Annotated in this window: 11 protein-coding genes; 6 read left to right on the forward strand and 5 right to left on the reverse strand. The window is 57.7% G+C overall.

From position 1 onward, the window contains the following. Positions 1–7: 7 nt before the first annotated feature. From BM222_RS29025 to BM222_RS29035, 3 genes are all read right to left on the reverse strand, one after another. Positions 8–1,426, reverse strand: coding sequence for a type II and III secretion system protein family protein (locus BM222_RS29025; protein WP_244547298.1), 1,419 nt, complete (start codon positions 1,424–1,426; stop codon positions 8–10). A gap of 70 nt (positions 1,427–1,496) precedes the next feature. Continuing rightward, positions 1,497–2,186, reverse strand: coding sequence for a response regulator (locus tag BM222_RS29030; protein WP_092235790.1), 690 nt, complete (start codon positions 2,184–2,186; stop codon positions 1,497–1,499). A 1,443-nt stretch (positions 2,187–3,629) separates the two neighbouring features. After that, positions 3,630–4,598, reverse strand: coding sequence for a hypothetical protein (locus BM222_RS29035; protein ID WP_092235792.1), 969 nt, complete (start codon positions 4,596–4,598; stop codon positions 3,630–3,632). Between the two features lie 569 nt (positions 4,599–5,167). Between BM222_RS29035 and BM222_RS29040 the strand changes: the two genes are divergently transcribed. Continuing rightward, positions 5,168–5,608, forward strand: coding sequence for a VirK family protein (locus BM222_RS29040; RefSeq protein WP_092235856.1), 441 nt, complete (start codon positions 5,168–5,170; stop codon positions 5,606–5,608). A gap of 628 nt (positions 5,609–6,236) precedes the next feature. Here BM222_RS29040 and BM222_RS29045 read toward each other — a convergent pair. Continuing rightward, positions 6,237–8,555, reverse strand: a complete 2,319-nt coding sequence (locus BM222_RS29045) for a hypothetical protein (protein WP_092235862.1) — start codon at positions 8,553–8,555, stop codon at positions 6,237–6,239. Between the two features lie 291 nt (positions 8,556–8,846). Further along, positions 8,847–9,749 (reverse strand): hypothetical protein, encoded by a 903-nt coding sequence (locus BM222_RS29050; protein WP_177243536.1) that lies wholly within the window; start codon positions 9,747–9,749, stop codon positions 8,847–8,849. A 1,702-nt stretch (positions 9,750–11,451) separates the two neighbouring features. Here BM222_RS29050 and BM222_RS29060 point away from each other — a divergent pair. The 5 genes from BM222_RS29060 to BM222_RS29080 are packed head-to-tail and all read left to right on the forward strand — an operon-like array spanning position 11,452 to position 18,115. Next, the gene (locus BM222_RS29060; RefSeq protein ID WP_244547287.1) at positions 11,452–12,837 is read left to right on the forward strand and encodes an NtaA/DmoA family FMN-dependent monooxygenase; all 1,386 of its coding nucleotides are present in this window, start codon (positions 11,452–11,454) and stop codon (positions 12,835–12,837) included. A gap of 43 nt (positions 12,838–12,880) precedes the next feature. After that, on the forward strand, positions 12,881–14,569 hold the full coding sequence (locus BM222_RS29065; RefSeq protein ID WP_244547288.1) for an ABC transporter substrate-binding protein: 1,689 nt from the start codon (positions 12,881–12,883) through the stop codon (positions 14,567–14,569). 4 nt (positions 14,570–14,573) lie between these two features. Continuing rightward, positions 14,574–15,530 carry an ABC transporter permease gene (locus BM222_RS29070; RefSeq protein WP_244547289.1) on the forward strand — a complete coding sequence of 319 codons (957 nt, stop codon included), beginning with the start codon at positions 14,574–14,576 and terminating at the stop codon, positions 15,528–15,530. Beyond that, a complete protein-coding gene (locus BM222_RS29075) occupies positions 15,527–16,390 on the forward strand; it encodes an ABC transporter permease (protein WP_092235806.1) in 864 nt (287 codons plus the stop codon). The genes BM222_RS29070 and BM222_RS29075 overlap by 4 nt, the downstream gene beginning before the upstream one ends. Beyond that, positions 16,391–18,115: a dipeptide ABC transporter ATP-binding protein gene (locus tag BM222_RS29080; protein ID WP_092235809.1), complete on the forward strand. Its 1,725-nt coding sequence runs from the start codon at positions 16,391–16,393 to the stop codon at positions 18,113–18,115. It abuts the gene before it with no gap. The last annotated feature ends 385 nt before the right edge of the window (positions 18,116–18,500 follow it).

An 18,500-nucleotide genomic window follows, 5' to 3' on the forward strand; every position in this document is an offset into this window, starting at 1 on the left:
GCGATCCTCATTCGATAATAAAGCCGGCGCTGCCGGTCAATCCTGGTGCGCTGGCGCGAGGCGCATCGCGGTCTCGCGGCGGCCTGGCCACCGTGTTCGTCAAAATCCGCCCCGCGTCTGAGGGCGGTGAGATGCGCTCGCTCGGAGTACTCATCCGGTTCGGATTCGGTCCGGGCCGCACGATGTAGGGCGTGACAATAATGACCAGCTCGGTTTCACGTTTTTGAAACGATGAGGAGCGAAAAAGCGCGCCCAGGATCGGCACATCGCCGAGCCAGGGAAACTCGTCGATATCAGTGTTGAAGTTCCGCCGGATGAGGCCGCCGATTGCAAAGCTCTGACCGCTGGCGAGCTCGACCACGGTGCTCGCCCGCCGAGTCGAGAGGGCAGGGACCGCCATACCGTTGATTTTGACTTCACCTTCGCTCGACAGTTCGCTCACTTCAGGCTTCACACGGACATTGATCTGATTATTGTTGAGAACCGTCGGAACGAACTCGAGGCTCACGCCGAACTGGCGAAATTGGACCGAAACCTGCCGGTTATCCTGCATCACCGGAATGGGGAATTCGCCTCCGGCAAGGAAGCTTGCGGCTTCGCCGGACATTGCTGTCAGATTCGGCTCAGCCAGAATTGAAGCGAGGTGCTCGCTCGCGAGCGCGTCCAGAACAGCGCTTAGATTCGTTTTCCCAGCACTAAACCCGATCCCGATGGTGCCGCCGCCGGCCGCGGCGCCAGCTGCCGCGCTGGAGCCGCTGGGTTTGCCGGTGACCAGGAAAGCGCCGTTTGGACCGGAGGCGGAGAAGTTGATATTGAGATCCTTTACCGCGCTGCGGGAGACTTCTGCCACCCTTACGCTGAGATTGACCTGCAACGAGCCGGCGACCTGGATCTTATTGACAACCAGCGAGCCCGCCCCAAGAAACTGCTCAGTAACTTTCTTGGCTAGCTCGACAACATCGGCACTGGGTGCCGTGCCGCTAAGCATTGCGCCGCGCGGGGTATAGCTGACCTGGATTGGATAGTCGCCTACCTCAGCCTTTAGTGCGGCTCGCAGATCCTCAATCGGTTGGGTAACAACAACGCGCAGCTCGGCCAGAGCCTCTCCCTTGTCGTTCAGAGCGAACAGGCTCGTCCGCCCGGACTTCTTGCCGAACACGAAAATCGTCGTGTTCGACGGCGCCTGATAATCAGCAATTGCGGGGTCGGCAACAAAGATGCTCGCTGCCGGTCCGTTCAGACGAACCGTCTTACCCTGTGAAGAGGTAAGATTGAGTGTGCCGGTGTTGCCGCCAGGCGCGGCACGTTGCGGTTCCGCGCTGCCAGTTGTTTGAGCTGTGACAGCAAGTGGAAATAGCAGAGCAACCGCGCATAGAGCGCGGGCGAGGCGAGGAAACGCGACATGGCAGAAGCCGCTGGCGACCATCGACGGCTCATCAGAGCCGTGGTCCGTGGTGAGGAGATTCAAGGGAGTGTTGCTTTCAAAGTTCGATCGGCTAGGCAGCCGATGCCGCACTAATGAGTTCAAGGGTGTAGCCCACACCGCGCGCGGTCTTGATCCGGAGCGTTGCCCCCGCCTGGCTCAAATGCGTGCGTAAGCGATAGATCCCGACCTCCAGCGCATTGGTCGAGACCTCGTCGTCAAATGCATACAAGCTATCTTCGAGTGAGGTGCGCGGCACGGTACGGCCCGCGCGGCTGAGCAGATGTTCAAGAATGCACACTTCGCGGCGCGCAATTCTGAGTACTCGGCCACCGACCGAGACTTGTCTCGCGATGGGATCAAAATGCAAATTCCCGAATGTCACCACCGGCGCCGTCATCTGCGTTGACCGTCGCAGAATAGCCCGCATGCGAGCAATGAGTTCGTCGATAGAAACAGGCTTGGGCAGAAAATCATCCGCGCCGGCATTGAAGATCGCAATCCGCTGACTGAGATCATTGAAATTGCTCATCATCATAGTCGGCATAGACCGCCCGTCGCGACGTAACTGTTTCAGCCAGTCCAATCCGTCTCCATCCGGCAAAGCCAATTCGAGCAGGACCATATGGTAATTCGCGCAATCGAGCGCTGCCGCGGCCTCATCCAGCGTTCGTGTCACGTCGACGGCGAAGCCGCAATTTAACAGTTCGTCCTTCACGTCCCGAACGAAGTCCGCGTGATTGTCAACCAGAAGAATTCGCATTGCATCGCCTTTCGTCCAACCACGCCACGACCTGAGCAAGTCACATCTACCTCCGGGGTTCGATAAGACTGAGAGGCGGTTGCACTGATGTGAATACGAAGAGCTCGAAGCGAGAGGACGGAACATGTCCAGAGGCCATCAAAATTTGCCGATCTCCCATCTTCGGCTCGACTGCTGACCGTCGCGGCCTTTTTACGCCGTCCGCGCTGCTCGGCATGCCTGCGGTGTCAGGAAGAGGCCTACGTTTTTTAAAGGACATTAACGCCGCAGCAGCCTGCCGACTGGTTTGTAGACCAATGACAGCCCCTCTTCCATGCACTGGCGGGGCGCCCGCAGGGCGAATAGCGCCAAGTGGCGCAATCGAAGCCAAAGCGCGAAAGACGATCGCATTTGTGGCCGAACGAAAGAACGAAACCGACATGTTAGAAAACTTTCCTATTTCGTTGGGTCCAAGGCGATGTTGCTGGGCTGTTGAGCCGTCATGTCGTGGAGCTCACGCCAATACAACAGCACCGGCCTTACGAATCTGGCGATGCCTTCACGGGCCGAGATGCACGATACGAGAGACGCAGGCGCTAGCGCGCGCGAGAAACATCGCAGCAGCGCGACGGGAGCGAAGGGCGGAGATTGGTGATTCTTAGACGTTCGCAATTCTTGCTACCTGTCAGGAACGGTTCACGCGTTGGGGGAGTGTGTCGCGGTCTGTCGGAAATGCTACAATCTGACGCTAGGTGAGATTCAAGTGCATTTGGGCGCTGGTTGTACCATTTTGGAAACTGCGAGCATTCTTTAAGCGAGGGCGACACAGTTCGAAGAGAGACTATTGACCTGCGGGTAACGCTCGCGTCTCTCGCCATATCATGAGAAGTTCGTACATCCGATCAAGGCGTCGCTTGACGACAGCCGACTATAGCGTGTGACGTAAGTCGTCTTTGCTGGCGCTTGAGAGGTGACGTCTTGGTGTGAGGTCAAACCCGTACGGGTCATTTTTGGTGAGCAGGCGCTGACGAGCGGACTAACCCCTCTAGGTGAAGGGGGAAGCGAGTCTTGGGATGCGGACGCGCGAGCGCGCGGGCCGGGGTAAGCGGCAGAGAGCTGTAAAAGAATCGATTGCCACGCGACATTCTGGAATGCTGCCTCCATAGATCGCGATCGATTATGAGACTTTTGGGTAAGATCGGCAAAATCGATTGTTTTGATGGAACACATCCAGGTAGCGAATAGGGGATGAGTGCGACGAATAGCGATGCGCGCGTTTCCTCCAGGAAGCGGCGGCGACCTCTCTGGATGTCGATGCACTTCATCCCTTTCTCAAGTAGCGCTGATGTAGTCGCTAAGCCGTTATCCGGGGTAAAACGGCACTGCTGGGCAAGGATTCCTTAGCATGGGCGTTGTGGCGGAAGGGTGGAATGCCCGAGAACTGCTCGTTCTCCGCCTGTCAAATCACTCATCTCCGGTTTTCCGCTTGTAGGGGTTTTCTTGGCTGGCGGTTCGGTAGCTGTCCAGATTGCCGCCGAGGAACAAGCGTTCGGTCTCTTGGGTCGGCGTTCTGCCCAGCGAGCACATCAGTTCCACATCCGCATCGACATTGTCCTGGTCTCCCGCATTCATTCCAATGGCGATACTGCTCAGCACGTCGTCAGGTGTCCAGACCGCAGATTTCGGTACAACGTAAGTGTGCAGCGTGTTGGCATTGTTGGCTATCGCTCTCGCCCAGTGGTCACGCGAAACGGTCAGTTTGGCGGGGTCTTCGACCAAAGACACGAATGGAGAAGTTGTTGTCTTGCCGCGCATATGCCATCCAGCCTGGCGTGCCCGATCCATGGGATATCGTTCCAGAGGATCTCCAACGGCAGAATGATCCCGAGCCGTGTTTCGAACGTGAGATATTGCGCTTGTGTTTTCTTCGGTACGGGGCTTGCAATCAGTATCCTGATTCTGAAAACGCCGAAGTATGACATATGACGATGCCGCAACGTCGTCGAATACGCGCTCTCGATCATTGACAACTTCGGTCTCCGATGACCAACGTGCTGCTTGCTGCCCGGCGACTTCGATTTCGTTCCGAAGTGCTTCGAGAGTGGCACCTGTCAGTGTTGCGGCAAGCTGAGCGCGCGCACTGACGAATGATGAGGCTGCATAGCGACTGAGTTCAGAGGCCGCCTCGCTTGGCGCAGACGACGGCGCGGCCGTCCCGGAATCTGCCGCTAAGGAGACTGACTCCGAGGTTGGGGCGGGCGAATCCGAGTCGTCTAGAGCCAAGTCATTTAGCTGCTGCTCAAAGCTTGCTTGAGCTTCTGAAGTTGTCGGTGCGAAGGTTTGGACGCTAAGCTGGTCCTGCTGTCGACCGATATGGCGCGGCTGCTGAATCTCGAAGGAGTTGTCGGCAGCATTCCTCGGATCGACATTCATCTCTCTTCCTCCCCTGCGAAGCGCGGCCTGTCGGCGTTGACTGTTGCAGCGGCAGCTTTCGAGAAGCTGACGGACGGAAAGACGCCATTGAGCTTAACCGCTGCCTTGTTTTTTCTGGTACTGCTGATTCGATTGGGCTTAGATCGGGACCGCGGCGTCACGTTCGCTCCGCTACCTCGTTGCGGACGCGTCGCCTAGCGCAGACAGTCCTTGCAGACGAAGATGTGCAAGCGCATGCGGATGATCGAGTTATTCTTTCGTGCATCTTCTGATTCCACAGATGTGACGGCTGTCTTCTAGCTCGTTAGGCCTTCAGTGGACCAGCGCGACCGCTCGTCGTTTTGTGGTTTCCAAGCGGCCATCGAGCAAATCGTTCTAGTCGACGCGCGCGAGGCGGTGCCCTGCCCCTCAGAATCCTGACCTACGATGTTGTGATGTCTGATTAGCGGTTACAGCTACTTGCGCCTGATTGCGGGACGCGGCTTTTGTACAGGCGCGAAAGCAAACAACTTACGAGCACGACATCTTGAAGAACGTAAGCTGTGGTACTTATCGAGGGAGAAGAGAATATGAAGATTACCGACAAAGGACTGACTGTCCTGTTTTCCTTGCTTTCGGTCGCGAGTGGTAGCGCTCTGGCGAGAGCCGATGAGCCCTCCCCGAAATACACCGAGGTGCTCGATGCCCTGCAGGCGGGTAAGAATGTGAAGCTCATACTGGACATGAGTCGCTGTAACCCCGCGGACGGCGGCAAGCCTGCATCGGCGACGCAGGCCGGTCTGGTTATCAATGCATTCAGGGTGACGGTCCAGAACGGGATCAGTTTCGCCAATGCTCACCAAACGGTCGATAGCACTGGACATGCGGTGACCGAGTACATCCGCCATAGCCTTAGCCGCGAAGGCAAGCTGACAGTGCGAGCCTCGAAGCTTGTTGTCGGAACCACGGAGCTTGTGAACCAGGGCGAATTCATCTGCGATCTGCCGGAGGGCGCAAAGTTCATCTGGTAACGAAGGGCACAGAGCAGAGGCGCGCTCCGAAGAGTTGATCCTCTAAATCGTGTAGACCTTCGCGGTATGACACGGGATCGTCGATCTCAGGACGTTCAGAGTTTCTGGCCATCTTATCGTCTGGGAGGATTGACTTGCGCCAACTTGCTGTTCGACCAAGGTAAGTCCTGAGGGCCGTCGATCTCCATTCGGTCTCAGCGATTGGAGGATCGGCGGTTCGGGGCTATCATTTATATGAGTTGGAGGCTTAGGCGTTTCAGTTGAACGGTCCGGATGAACCGGGCAAGGTATGTCCGCACGCCCTCGGCGGTCCTGTCCTCTGTGTATTTACAAACCGATCAAGCGGGGGGCTCGCGATGAACTTGCTTGACTCGCGGCCGCCGCGGGATGCGCTCGTATCTATCATGTCGCGTCTTTGGGGGATCTTTCACCTGAAACGTCCTTGCTACCGCATGCAGGCGCGGGGTGATTGAACCATCATCCCGCTAAAGACCTGGTGCGATTGGCCGCTACGGCGGTTGCCTAACGTCTCACCTGTTGTTTGGAGACTATTCTGATTTACGAAAATAGATGATTCGAGTGGATTCGAGAGCTTGAGTAGCTGGCCGAGCTGCCGACAGCATATCGTTCAGCCAAATTGCGGCCGATGAAAGAGAACAACCCGCCCACCCGGTAGGCTTTCAGCCGTGTAGGGCTCGCCATGAATCAAAAAGCAGGTCATCGGGACGCGCTGGTTCGGCAGGACGCCCCTGTTTTGGAGCATGTCAATCTCGAGAGGCGAAGCTTCGCGCGGTCCGTGCCTCCAGTCCTGCCCGAACAACGCTCCGAGTTCAGGCACTTGCGGAAGCGCGGGCTGGCCGGAGAGCGGCACGCCGGTCGGCAGTTGGAGGTGCGGCGCGGGCCATTCGAACCGGGAGGGCCTCTCAAACCCAGATGCGTGGCCGTCGTAGGTGTGCGGGGGAGCCGCGGGCGTCACAGGCGCAGCTTCACTCCTCGAAGCGAACTTTGGGTGATGGATCAGTTGAACGTCATTGGATCCTCTCGGCCCCAGCACGGCCGTATAGCGTTCGCCGCCAATCTCATAGTTGATGAGCGGATATTCGGCGTTAGGCAAGAAGTCCCACTTGCCTAACGTGGAAAGCATTACGTCGGGAGCCAGTTGCGTGCGATGGGAAAAATCCTTGGGTACGGCGAACGAAACATCAAATGTATCGCCGGCAGCAGGAGACCGCAGATGGATAAGCTGAACATCAGCGCGCCCTCGCGGTCCTAACACGGCCGTATAGCGTTCACCGTGAATGTCGTAGGTCTTTACCCGCTGCGCTGCATCCGGCAACAGACCCCAGCGGCTGAGCTTGGAGCGCAGCATGTCCGGCGCCGGCTGGGTGCCATGGGAGAAAGTCTCGGGAACGGCGAAAGAGGCGTCAAAGCTCTCGCCGGCAGTGGAGAATGTCGAATCAATTGTAGCCGGGGCCGCAGCATCTCGATTCATCATTCGTCCAAAGTCTTCTTCAGGGGCAGGATTCGGCTTCTGTGCGCTGGGCTGCCGGATCGCCGGATCGAAAAGCGCTTCCTGGGCGACATTTTGCACCGGCAAGGGGGCGACGGAACTCATTCTTGGCCAAAACACCGGAGGATTGAGGGGCGCGCTTGGCAGCAGGCCCCCGCGATCCGCGGCACCGAAAAGCTCTTCCTGGGCGACACTTTGTACAGGCGAGTGGACAACTGAACTCATTGTTGGCCAAGGCACCGGAGCATTGAAGGGTGCGGCTGCCTCCAGGCCCTCGCGATCCACGGCATCGAAAAGCGCTTCCTGGGGGACACTTTGCCCGGGCGAGTGGGGGACTGAACTCGTCGTTGGCCAAAGCTCCCCTGCATCGAAGGATATCGCTGGAAGTAAGCCTTCGCGATCGGCGGCATCGAAAAGCGCCTCCTGAGCGAAACTTTGCACGGGCGAGCAAGCTGGACCACGCATTCCCTGCCAAAGCAAGGGTGCATTGAAACCCGAGGCCGGAAGCTCGCCGCTCCGCTCCGCGCCGTCGAACGGCACGTCCTGGGTGGCACTCTGTATGGCGGAATGAGCGGCCAAACCCATTTCGTGCGAAACCTGCGCCGCCTTGGAATTGCCAGCTCGCCGTGAGCCCTGATCCGCGGCATTCCCGAAAGGATGCTGATCGAGAAGCTGCATGAAAGAACGGGTGGCCGGCTGTGTTGGCGGACTGGAGCTAACTCCTCGTCCTCCCAAATTGGCCTGGCCGGTGATCGCGCGATAGTGGCGGAGCCCGTTCAAGGCGATGATAAGATTTTTGTCATCTCGACACAAAGTGTCGGCATGACCGAGCAGCGCGTCGTCGCTGAGCTTAGCTATTGACAAGGGCCGCAGTGCTGCCGCTAGCTTCCGGAGACTGCTGGCATAATTTTCGGCCGTCTTCGCGTCGATTTTTCGACCGAAGCCCGCTTCCGCGGCCTTCCTGATGAGCCGTTCATCTTCGTTGGAAGGGCGGTAGTGTGTTCTGGTGGACCAAGCGATGGCGTCGCCAGGCTTGCGGTAGCGGCTGACCATCAATAATGCTGGAGCGATCACCTTATCAGTTGGCAGCAATTTCTTGGCATAACCGAGTAACGCATCGTCATCGAGCCCAGCCATTGATTCACCTGACCCCCTCAGCAACTCGGCCAATTTGCGAAGTCGACGATCATAAATGCTGACGGTGGTTGGACCCAGCGGTAGGCCTCGCTCAAGGGCAGCAGCGGACGCTGCCTGGATCAAGCGATCGTCTTCCTCAGAGACATCATAAAGCTCCCTGTGCGGATATATTGGGCCCGCCGAACGCGCATCTCCGAGGTGCTGCTCAAAATCGGCTTGCTGCCGTTGGGGTTGCTCCACGGTGGCATCGGACGCGGCCGGTTCCTTATCGGCGGGGTTGATGCTGTTGAATTGCTCCATGGTCTCGTTCGTTGGCGTCGTCCTCATGCTCTCTCGCTACTCACGTCAGCTTTCCAAAACCTGACCTGGCCGGGCGGAAAGCAAGGGTCGGCAAGTGCCTTTTCCACCCGACGACGAGTGCGGTGAAATGAGAGATGCAGGTTTCGGCTGAAAATCCCGATTGTCCAGTGCGCTACCCGCCAGCTCCCCCCTTAGCCAGTCGGACGGAGTATTGTAGAAGGCGCGAACGCCGCTTTGGATTTTTCCGAGTGTCGGAAAGAAGGCGAATCAGCCCTTAACGAGCTTCTACTCTCAGCTTTTCGCTGAGTTTCTGTACGGATTCGATCTGCTAGCGGTCCGATAGTCACCCAGATTCCCGCCCAGAAAGAGTACCTCTCGCTCCTGAGTTGGGGTATCGCTCACCCATGCCAGATCGGGTTCATCACTCTCAGTCCCGTCCTCAAGAATACTGACGACCTCTTCGGCCGTCCAAGTGGTGACCCTTGGCACCGTGTAGGTGTGCAACTCGTTCGCGTTTTCCGCGATTGCCTTGGCGCCATACTCGTTGTCGTCGTCCGGCGAAAGGAGCAGCTGTGAGGCCTCCTCGGACAGTGATACAAAAGGCGAAGAACTGGTATCGCCCCTCATGTGCTCTGCGGCTGCGCGAGCCAGATCAAGTCGTTGGCTTCCCCAGATATTCCAGGGCGCGACGCCGTAACGCAAAGCCGCCATGGAACGCAAATGGGCGATCGCGCTGTGACCGTCCAACACGTGTGGCTTGCAATGGCTGGCGTGGTTTTGAAAGCGCTGCAGCTCCGCGTAGGACGATGCCACCACGTCGTCGTAAACGCGGCTACTATCGACCTCGTCGGCTGACGGCCCAGTCTCTCTTGACCATTGTGCTGATCTTTGCGCAGCAAGTTCGATTTCTCTTCTGAGTTCCGCAATGTTCGCGCAGGTCAGCGTTGCGGTGAGTCGAGCGCGCGCTATTACAAAGGATGTGGCCGCGCACCGTTCGTCCTTTGGGATAAGGCGCGCTCTCCTAATGCCGTCCGTTGCAGTTCGGTTCGATTCAGCCCCGGCTGAGGCTGGTGCTGGCACGATTGGCCGATGCTCCCTAAGCCGCAGCTCGAAGTCTGCTTCGATCTCTTCCTGTTGCGGCTCGACGTAACTCATGCGAGCCGCGGACGGGTTGACGTTGTCAAATGGGTCCATTGCCTTCTCCCATTGGTCGCCTTGTCAATGTCATTCGAGCAAAGTTGGTCTGATGAGGATCAGAAGCCGAGCCCGGCGCAATTTTCGATAAAAATTGCAGCAGATATGGATCTCGACCCAGGCTCCAGGTCGTTCCTTTCCAGGTCTTGAGCGATCAAGCAGGCCTGCTAGTCCGGATAGAGATGTTGCTATGCTAGAGGGGGCAGCTGTCGAATAGCTGACCAGGCCTATTGGTTGAAATAAACTTGCGGCTGTGCTGGCGAGCCGGGTGTTCATTGCAGAGTTGAGTTCGGGCGGGATGGACCGTTCGTCGCTGTCCAGCTCCACGGCAGGCCGGAGCGATTGGTCCGGGCGAAGCAGGTCGCGAAAGCGGTTGCAATCGGTGAGCGTGCGCTGCGTGAGGTCTAACTGGGCCAGCTTTGCATTTTGCGCGAGTGGATGTCGTTGAACGGTGCGTCGAGATGCCGGCTCTGATCCGAGTGGCCGATGTCGCAGCCACGGGGCTCGTGATTTCGCCGCCATCGCATGAAGCTCATTGTGCTTTGTTGGGACTGATGGGGGAGGAGTCGCGCGGACGCGCCGGAAGCTGGTCGTAGAACACGACCGCTCGATGCAATCTCGATCCAGCATCCGCCATGAGATGTTGAGTTGCCAGCCAGACCTGGCAAGACCACGAACGATCATCTCAAGAGACGCCCCAATCTCATGTATGTAAGTGACGCGCTCCGATATCAAACTAGGTGATTTCGTCGAAGTTGATACACCGCCATTTTTATGATGCTCAAAAGCGGCTGTGTCCAAGAGAGTCCCGCTCACATATCGGCGCGCTCCGGGGCCGCGAAGACGGCGCTCTTGGAAAATTGGCGTCCGTCATCAGAGCCGTACGCGAGCACATGCGCCGCCCGCGCGAGAATTAACGAGGCTCCAGCATCCTCGTATCCAGCAAGACCGCGGGCGTGATGCAGAACGAATTGCAGCCTCGAATTGTTGCCGGTGCGAGGCATCCATAATCTGGAATGTTTCATCGCAATATTAGATCATGGGCTTGGGAACGCCTTATAATCCGATGCCACTTTGCAGCGCGGCGGCAAGCGGCCGCCTAATCATGTCGCCAAAACTGCTCCGTGTTCTCGAAAGCACCGAGTCGTCTGGTTCGCTTCGCCGGCGCCGCCAATTGCGGTCGACGCAATTAGGCGCCGTGTCCGACGAGCACGATCAGAGAACGTTGGGTTAAGCGGGAAAGTTAAACAGCGCAATAGAAGAGGATGCCAAGGGACGCTAGTAGATTGAAATACTCAACTATTGCGTTTGCATGGTTCGGACCTCTAAAGATCCTCTAGCTGATCATTGCTAGCGCGGTCGGGAGTCCAAAGGTTTCAATCGCGAATGCAATCCAAAACATCTTCGTGAAAAGGGGCCAGCTCCTTGATGAATTCTGGAGAGCCGAGGTGAGTGTACGCGTGTGGAAGCAACCAGCCGCTGGAGACAAGGTGTCACCTCGGCGTCAATCGGCAACCAGCGTGGTCGAAGCTCTTCTCGCCCGCGCCCACTCGGAGAAGACCGCAAGGCCCAGCAAAAGCGTCTTTGGTGTCGTTCGTCTCACAACAGCCGGCTGTTTGTTGTCTATCCCTCAAATTGGCTGCCCGGAGCACATTCAGGGTGAGCTTGCACGAAAGGACAGGCTGGCTGCCGAGATTAACTCGTGCACAAGGCCGCCGAGCGGCCCAGCGGCCAGCGCATGAGGGCTGCGATGTCTTCGCGTAACTCGATGCTTCATCTTGGATTGAATCTTCATGGAGCCGGTGGTCATTTTGCCGCGTGGCGCTGGCCCGGCACAAATCCAAGCGCCTTTTTCGACATCGAGCACTACGTCCGGGCTGCGAAGATTGCGGAGCGCGGTCTCTTAGACGCCGTATTCCTCGCCGATACCCCCGCGATAAGCTCCGACATCACGCACCAGCCGCCGCTTAATGGGCTCGAACCAACGCTGGTCCTCGCTGTGATTGCACGTGAAACGAAGCGGATTGGGCTAATCGCCACCGCATCGACGACCTACAATGATCCCTACAATCTCGCCCGGCGTCTCCAATCGCTCGATGTCATCAGCGGTGGCCGTGTGGCGTGGAACGCAGTCACGACCTCGAGCCCCGCGACGGTAGCTAATTTTGGCGGACCAGAGATCGCACGAGCGGATCGCTACCGGCGCGCCGAGGACTTTGTTGAAACTGTCCGTGCTCTCTGGCTGAGCTGGGGTGGCGAGATGATCATCGCGGACCAAGCTGCGGGAATTTATGCAGATCAGCGTCAGTTTCGGCTGCTCGACCCTCAAAAGAACAGTTTTGGCATCCGAGGCCCACTCACACATCCCGCTTCGCCTCAAGGTCATCCAGTCATCGTTCAGGCGGGCGGTTCGGATCCTGGATTGCGGCTCGGTGCTCGAAGCGCAGATGTCGTGTTTGCGGCAGCCGGCGACTTGGCAACTGCGCTGCAGGAGGCCGAACGCCTACGTACTCTCTCTCGTCAATTCGGCCGCCCTACGGCTCCGCTCATCCTTCCAGGTCTTGTCACCTGCATCGCGGGATCTGAAGAAGAAGCGGCTCGTCGCAAGCAGCAACTTGACGAGTTGCTCGACCTGGATCGCGCCATCGCTGCTCTTGCACGAAGCATGGGCGTGACGGCCGAGAAGCTTAGTCTCGAAAGGCCCATTCCGGAGGAGATTTTGCCCGATGCAGACAGCGTTCCGTTTTCTGTTGGGCATCATCGCACGATCGAAACTCTGGCGCGTCAAGGCCTAACGGTTCGCGAGATCATCACCAGCGTTCAGGCGTTTGGCCACCGCTTGTTGGTAGGAGCACCTGATCAGATCGCTGATTCGATCGAGACTTGGTTCCGCACTGGCGCGGTCGATGGTTTCAATATCATTCCGGACGTGCTGGCTGACGGCACTGCGCCCTTTGTCGACCATGTCGTGCCTCTCCTTCAGAAGCGCGGTTTATTTCGCACAGAATATCAGGGGGAGACATTGCGCGAGCATTTGGGAATTCTTCCCATCGAACCGGCGAGTACGTCGCATTCCTCAGTGGTGTGACGCTGCATTCGCCCTTCCGTATTCAATGCCCTGGAGCTTGGACATGTCTGTATCCAATACGCGATCATCGATGCGCTTCACCTGCCGGTCAAACCGTCTCGGAAGAAAAGTAGCGGCGTGCCTATCGGTGCTGCAAAGCTTGTCAGAGTTCGCGCCGAGCGGCCATGCCCAAGAGTCGCCAGCCGGCAACGTCAAACGAGGAGGGGTTATTCGTTATGGGCATTTTCAGGAGCCGCCGTGCCTCTTCGGGGGATGGGTGCAGCAATGGTATCTGCAACGCCAGTACAGCGACAATCTAGTCGCCCGCAGCGCGGACGCCAAGATTGTGCCATGGCTAGCCGAGTCATGGACGATTTCCGATGACAAAAAGGTATACACATTCGAGATAAAGCCGCATGTGAAGTTCACTGATGGCACACCTCTGGATGCGCAAGCCATCGCTGACAACATAAACGGATGGCTCAGCAACGACCCTGATCTTCGTAATCCGACAGCCACGCCCTATCTCAGCGATAGCTTCGAATCGGCAAGTGCAATCGCTCCTCTGAGGTTACAGATAACCTTGAAGGTGCCGTTTCAACCCTTGCTGAACGTGTTCGCCCAGTCCTCACAGGGCATTCTCTCGCCATCCGCCCTCAAACGCGGACTTGCGGTCAATTGCGAGAGCCCGGTCGGCTCAGGCCCATTCATTGTCGACAAGTGGCGCCATGGACGGGAGGTCACCTTCCGCCGCAATCCCGACTACAACTCAGCGCCGGCCACCGCCAGACATCAAGGACCGGCTTACGTTGACGGCATCAGCTGGAAGTTCCTGCCAGATCAGACCGTCCGCTATGGCTCGTTCCTCACGGGCGAGACCGATGCCATATACGATATCCCGGCAATCGCATGGAAAGAGGCCAATTCCCGCTTCCCCGTATTGCGTCACATTACTGGCGGTACCCCTCTGCGCCTGGCCTTGTATTCGGCCCGCCCACCATTTGACGACGTGCTCGTCCGCAAGGCGTTCGCCTATTCGACAGACCGAAAGGCCGCGGTCGACACATCTTTTCTTGGCTCTTTGCCATTTGAAGGCAACGGTGCGCTAAGTCAGAGCTCGCCGGAATACCTGCGCGAGCTCGGGCAGTCCTATTTGTACGACATTGGGAAAGCTAATCAGCTGCTTGATCAGGCGGGTTGGACCGAACGCAATCCTAACGGCGTTCGCGTCAAGAATGGCAACCCCCTCATCGTGCGCGTGTCCTATTCGAACGCCTTTCTGAAACCAGATGGCGAGCAAGCCTTGCAAGCTATCCAGCAGCAGGCAAAGGCGGCCGGTTTTGACGTACGTCTTCAGCCCACCAATCCGGCTGATTTCTTCGCCGGAAAAAACCTCGGACCTGACGACTACGAGATTGTTCTGCTCTATTGGGTTGCCCCCGGGGCGGAGATATTCCGCATCTCATGGAAGCCGGATCTGAACGGCGAATCCAATCGCTTCAATCCCTCACATTATCAAGATATCACGCTTTGGGACGTTATTCAGAAGGCGGAGCAGGAACGCAGCGGCGCGCAACGTACCGCCCTCTATCAGGAGGCGGAACGGAAGATCGTTGATGAGGCTCCTGTCATTGGCTTCACGGTGCTGGACGTCACTTTGGCGACCAAGCCGAACCTCAAGGACGTCTGGCTAGATCGCGGCTCAGTTGGCGAACCCGTCTTCTATGACGCTCATTTCGATGAGGGGAAATGACGCCGTGAGGATAGCCGCCCATCGTCCCATCGTTTGGTTCTTTGGTCGAATACTGTCCGGCTTGGTCGTGATGTGGGCTGCCGCAACGTTTGCGTTCTTAATTCAATGTATGCTGCCCGGAGACCGTGCCCAGATCATCATCAATGTGACGAGTGGCAACGTCGGGCAAGCGCCGTCGGCGGAGCTTGCAGCGATGAATGCGAAATATGGTTTTGATCAACCGCTCGCGGATCAATACGGCAAATACATGTTGCAGATCTTGCATGGAGATCTGGGCGAATCGTACCAGCAACATCGGCCCGCTCTAGCGATCATTGCGGAACAGATTGGCCCCACGATTGCCCTGGCCATCGCTGCCCTGCTGATCGCGTGGTGTATCGCAATTCTGACAACCTTGTTCATCGCCGGACGAGACAACATATGGTCGAGGCTGCTCAATGACACGCAAGTATTTTTGGCAACGGTACCGCCTTACTGGCTAGCCACAATTCTGCTCGTGCTTTTTGCAGTAAAGCTACACATTTTTCCGGTGATCGGGGGGAATTCGCCGATTGGGCTTGTTCTGCCGACGCTTGCGTTGGCTCTTGAGCTATCGGGCTTCTTCGGACAAGTCGTCCAAAACGAGTTCACGCGCGTGCTCGAGCAGCCGTTCGTTACGTCGGCAAGGGCGCGGGGGATGAGTGATTTCGGGGTCAGACTTCGCCATGTTCTGCGCCATGCAGCGTTGCCCGGCATTACTTTGTCAGGCTGGGCGCTCGGCAAACTGCTTTCGGGTGCCATTTTGATCGAGGTTGTTTTTGCCCGACAAGGCTTGGGTGGAGTCCTTGTCACTGCGACATCCTCACGAGACGTTCCGATTGTGTCTGGAGCTGTTTTGATCTCTGCGGGCCTGTTCGTCCTTGCAAGTTTCATTGTCGATCTGACTTACCGCGTCGTCGATCCCAGGACCAAATTGACATGAGCATGTTCGCCGAAGTCACGCTATCTCGGCCGCTCAAAGAAGTCCTGGCGATCGTCCGCCATATTCCCCTTCGAGTTGCGGTCTGTCTCATCATCTTCGGCCTTTTTGCCCTCGCGGCTGTGGCGCCAAAGTTGCTGCAGACGCAAGATCCGCTTGCTATCGATCTGACATCGGCGTTGCAACCTCCGTCGACCGCCCATTGGTTTGGAACTGATCAATTGGGTCGAGATCTTTACTCTCGCGTGGTCGAGGGTACAGGCCAATCCCTGGCTATCGGAATTGGTGCCACGGCGCTGAGCATGTGGATTGCGATCGTAATCGGCGTTGCGGCTGCACTTTGTGGCGGCGTCATAGACAACCTTCTCAGCAGAATTGTTGATGTTCTCTTCGCAATTCCCACGCTCTTGCTCGCCCTTGTTTTCGTGACAGTTTTTGGGCTTTCGGTATTGACAGAAGTCATAGCTGTCGGAATCGGCACAGCGCCAGGCTATGCGCGCATGATCAGGGGCCAGATGCTTTCCATAAAAGGGGCAGGGTATGTGGAGGCCGCCAAGGTGCTAGGCCATCCATTTCCCCGTATTGTCTGGAGGCATATTCTTCCCAACGCGTTGAACCCGCTGACGGCGATGATGACCATAGGTGTGGGCCAGGCGATTATCTGGGCTTCCGGTTTGGCCTTTCTAGGTCTCGGCGTCGCGCCCCCAGCCCCTGAATGGGGCGCGCTGCTTAATGCCGGACGCAACTATGTGATCTACGCCTGGTGGCTGGAGATCATACCCGGTTTGGCGGTGACGGCGCTTGCCCTCAGCGCGACCATCGTCGGCCGCCATTTGCAGACCCGTTTGGAAGGGGAAAGGTAAATGTTGCAGGTTCATCCCGAGCCTGCCCCGCAGCAGGCAGACCTCCTTACCGTCGATTCGCTGCGTGTATCTTTCGGGCGGGGCATTGCCGTGAACGAGGTTGTGCGCGGCATGTCCTTCTCGCTTGGAGCAGGACGATGCCTTGCGATCGTTGGTGAATCCGGCTCAGGCAAGAGCGTAACTGCGCGAGCTCTCATTGGACTGGCGGGTCGCCACGCCAATGTCCATGCAGGCCGGCTGAGCTTCGACGGGACAGACCTGATAGACCTTAATGATCGTGCCTGGCGGGGCATCCGCGGCAACGGGATTGGTTTTGTATTACAGGATGCACTCGTCTCGCTTGATCCGCTCCGCCGGATCGGCACAGAGATAGGTGAAGGCTTACTCCTCCATGGTGCGGTATCATCGCGTGAGGAACTGGCGCAGCGGGTCATTGCTCTCCTTAAGCTCGTCGGGGTCCCTGAGCCCGAGATCAAGGCCGATCAGCTGCCACATCAATTGTCCGGCGGCCAGCGCCAGCGGGCTCTGATCGCTGCAGCACTCGCGCTAGATCCACGCATGCTTATCGCCGACGAGCCGACTACCGCTCTCGACGTGACGGCGCAAGCCCATGTCCTGGCACTGCTCGAGGAGACCAAAATGAGGGGCAAGGCCCTGATCCTGATCAGTCACGATCTGGCAGTGGTCTCTCACATAGCAGATGAGGTCCTTGTCATGCGAGAAGGCGAGGTCGTGGAACGCGGCACAGCGGCCCGGATATTGAAGGAGCCGCAACACCCCTATACTCGTCAGCTGCTGGACGCCGTGCCATCAGGGCGGCCGCGTGGCTCGCGTCTCTCACCATCGACTATTGTGCGTTCACCTCTGCGGCAAAGGCACCGACCCGTGCCATGGCTGGCGAAATCTCATCCAATCCTGCTCGAAGCAAGAAGTCTGGTAAAGCGCTTCAAGGCCCCGAACGGCACATTAAGGGCAGCTGTGGACGGGGTCTCCTTTGAATTGAGATCCGGCGAGACTTTGGGCATTGTGGGTGAGTCAGGATCAGGAAAGTCGACGATGGCGCGCATGGTCCTGGCGCTCGAGGAGCCCGACGAGGGAGCCGTTCATTTTGCAGGGCGGCCTTGGACCACGCTCCCTGAACGCCAACGTCGGGGTTGGCGGCGGGCGATGTCGATCATTTACCAAGATCCGCTCAGCTCGTTTGATCCACGTTGGACGGTCGGGCACATCATATCCGACAGTCTTTCGAGCGACGCTGATACACGGTCCAAACGGCAGGAGCGCGTCATCGAGCTGCTCGATATGGTCGGACTATCCCGGAGCTTGCTGGACCGACGACCGCTCGAGCTCTCTGGCGGTCAGCGCCAACGCGTTGCGATTGCGCGCGCGATTGCAACAGATCCTGCCGTCATTGTTTGCGATGAACCAGTTTCGGCACTCGACGTCTCAATCCAGGCTCAGGTCCTGGACCTGCTCGGTGACCTGAAAGACCGCCTTGGGGTCAGCTATCTCTTTATCTCGCACGACCTCAGTGTTGTACGCCATATCAGCGATCGCGTCATAGTTATGCGCCGGGGGAGGATCGTCGATAGCGGCGCCACTGAAGAAATATTTTCTAATCCACACTCCGAATATACTAAGAGCCTTATCGCGGCCATGCCGCGTCTTATCCGCGAGCGTCAGCTTGGTCATTCAGCTCCGATCCTCGAAGAAGGTATCCCGTAGATGCCATGCGGATAGACTTCCTCCAAAATCATCCGTCTCCGACCGCGGGCATTCGCCTTCTGCGGAGTTGGTTGCGATTGTACGCCCGTTCATTGCGGGGCCAGGTCGTCTGCCGCAGAGACACCAACGAGATCGAGGGGCGGCGCGCGGGACAGGGGTGCTGGGGTCCTATACCCGCCAACGGTAACGTCGGTGATCCGGAAATTGCACGTGATATTGAGCGCCCGCAACGGAATCGCGGCCCTCACTGTAGGAACCGTGGATTTCCGACAGGCTACAATCATGGTGCGGTTCCTGACACCGAGGACGGTGTTTGTCAGGCTCAGAAAATTCCGCTTCGATCTCGGTTGCATAACCACTTTTCAGCCACTACTCGCAACCGACG

It is taken from the genome of Bradyrhizobium sp. Gha, assembly GCF_900113735.1.
Taxonomy (GTDB): Bacteria; Pseudomonadota; Alphaproteobacteria; order Rhizobiales; family Xanthobacteraceae; genus Bradyrhizobium.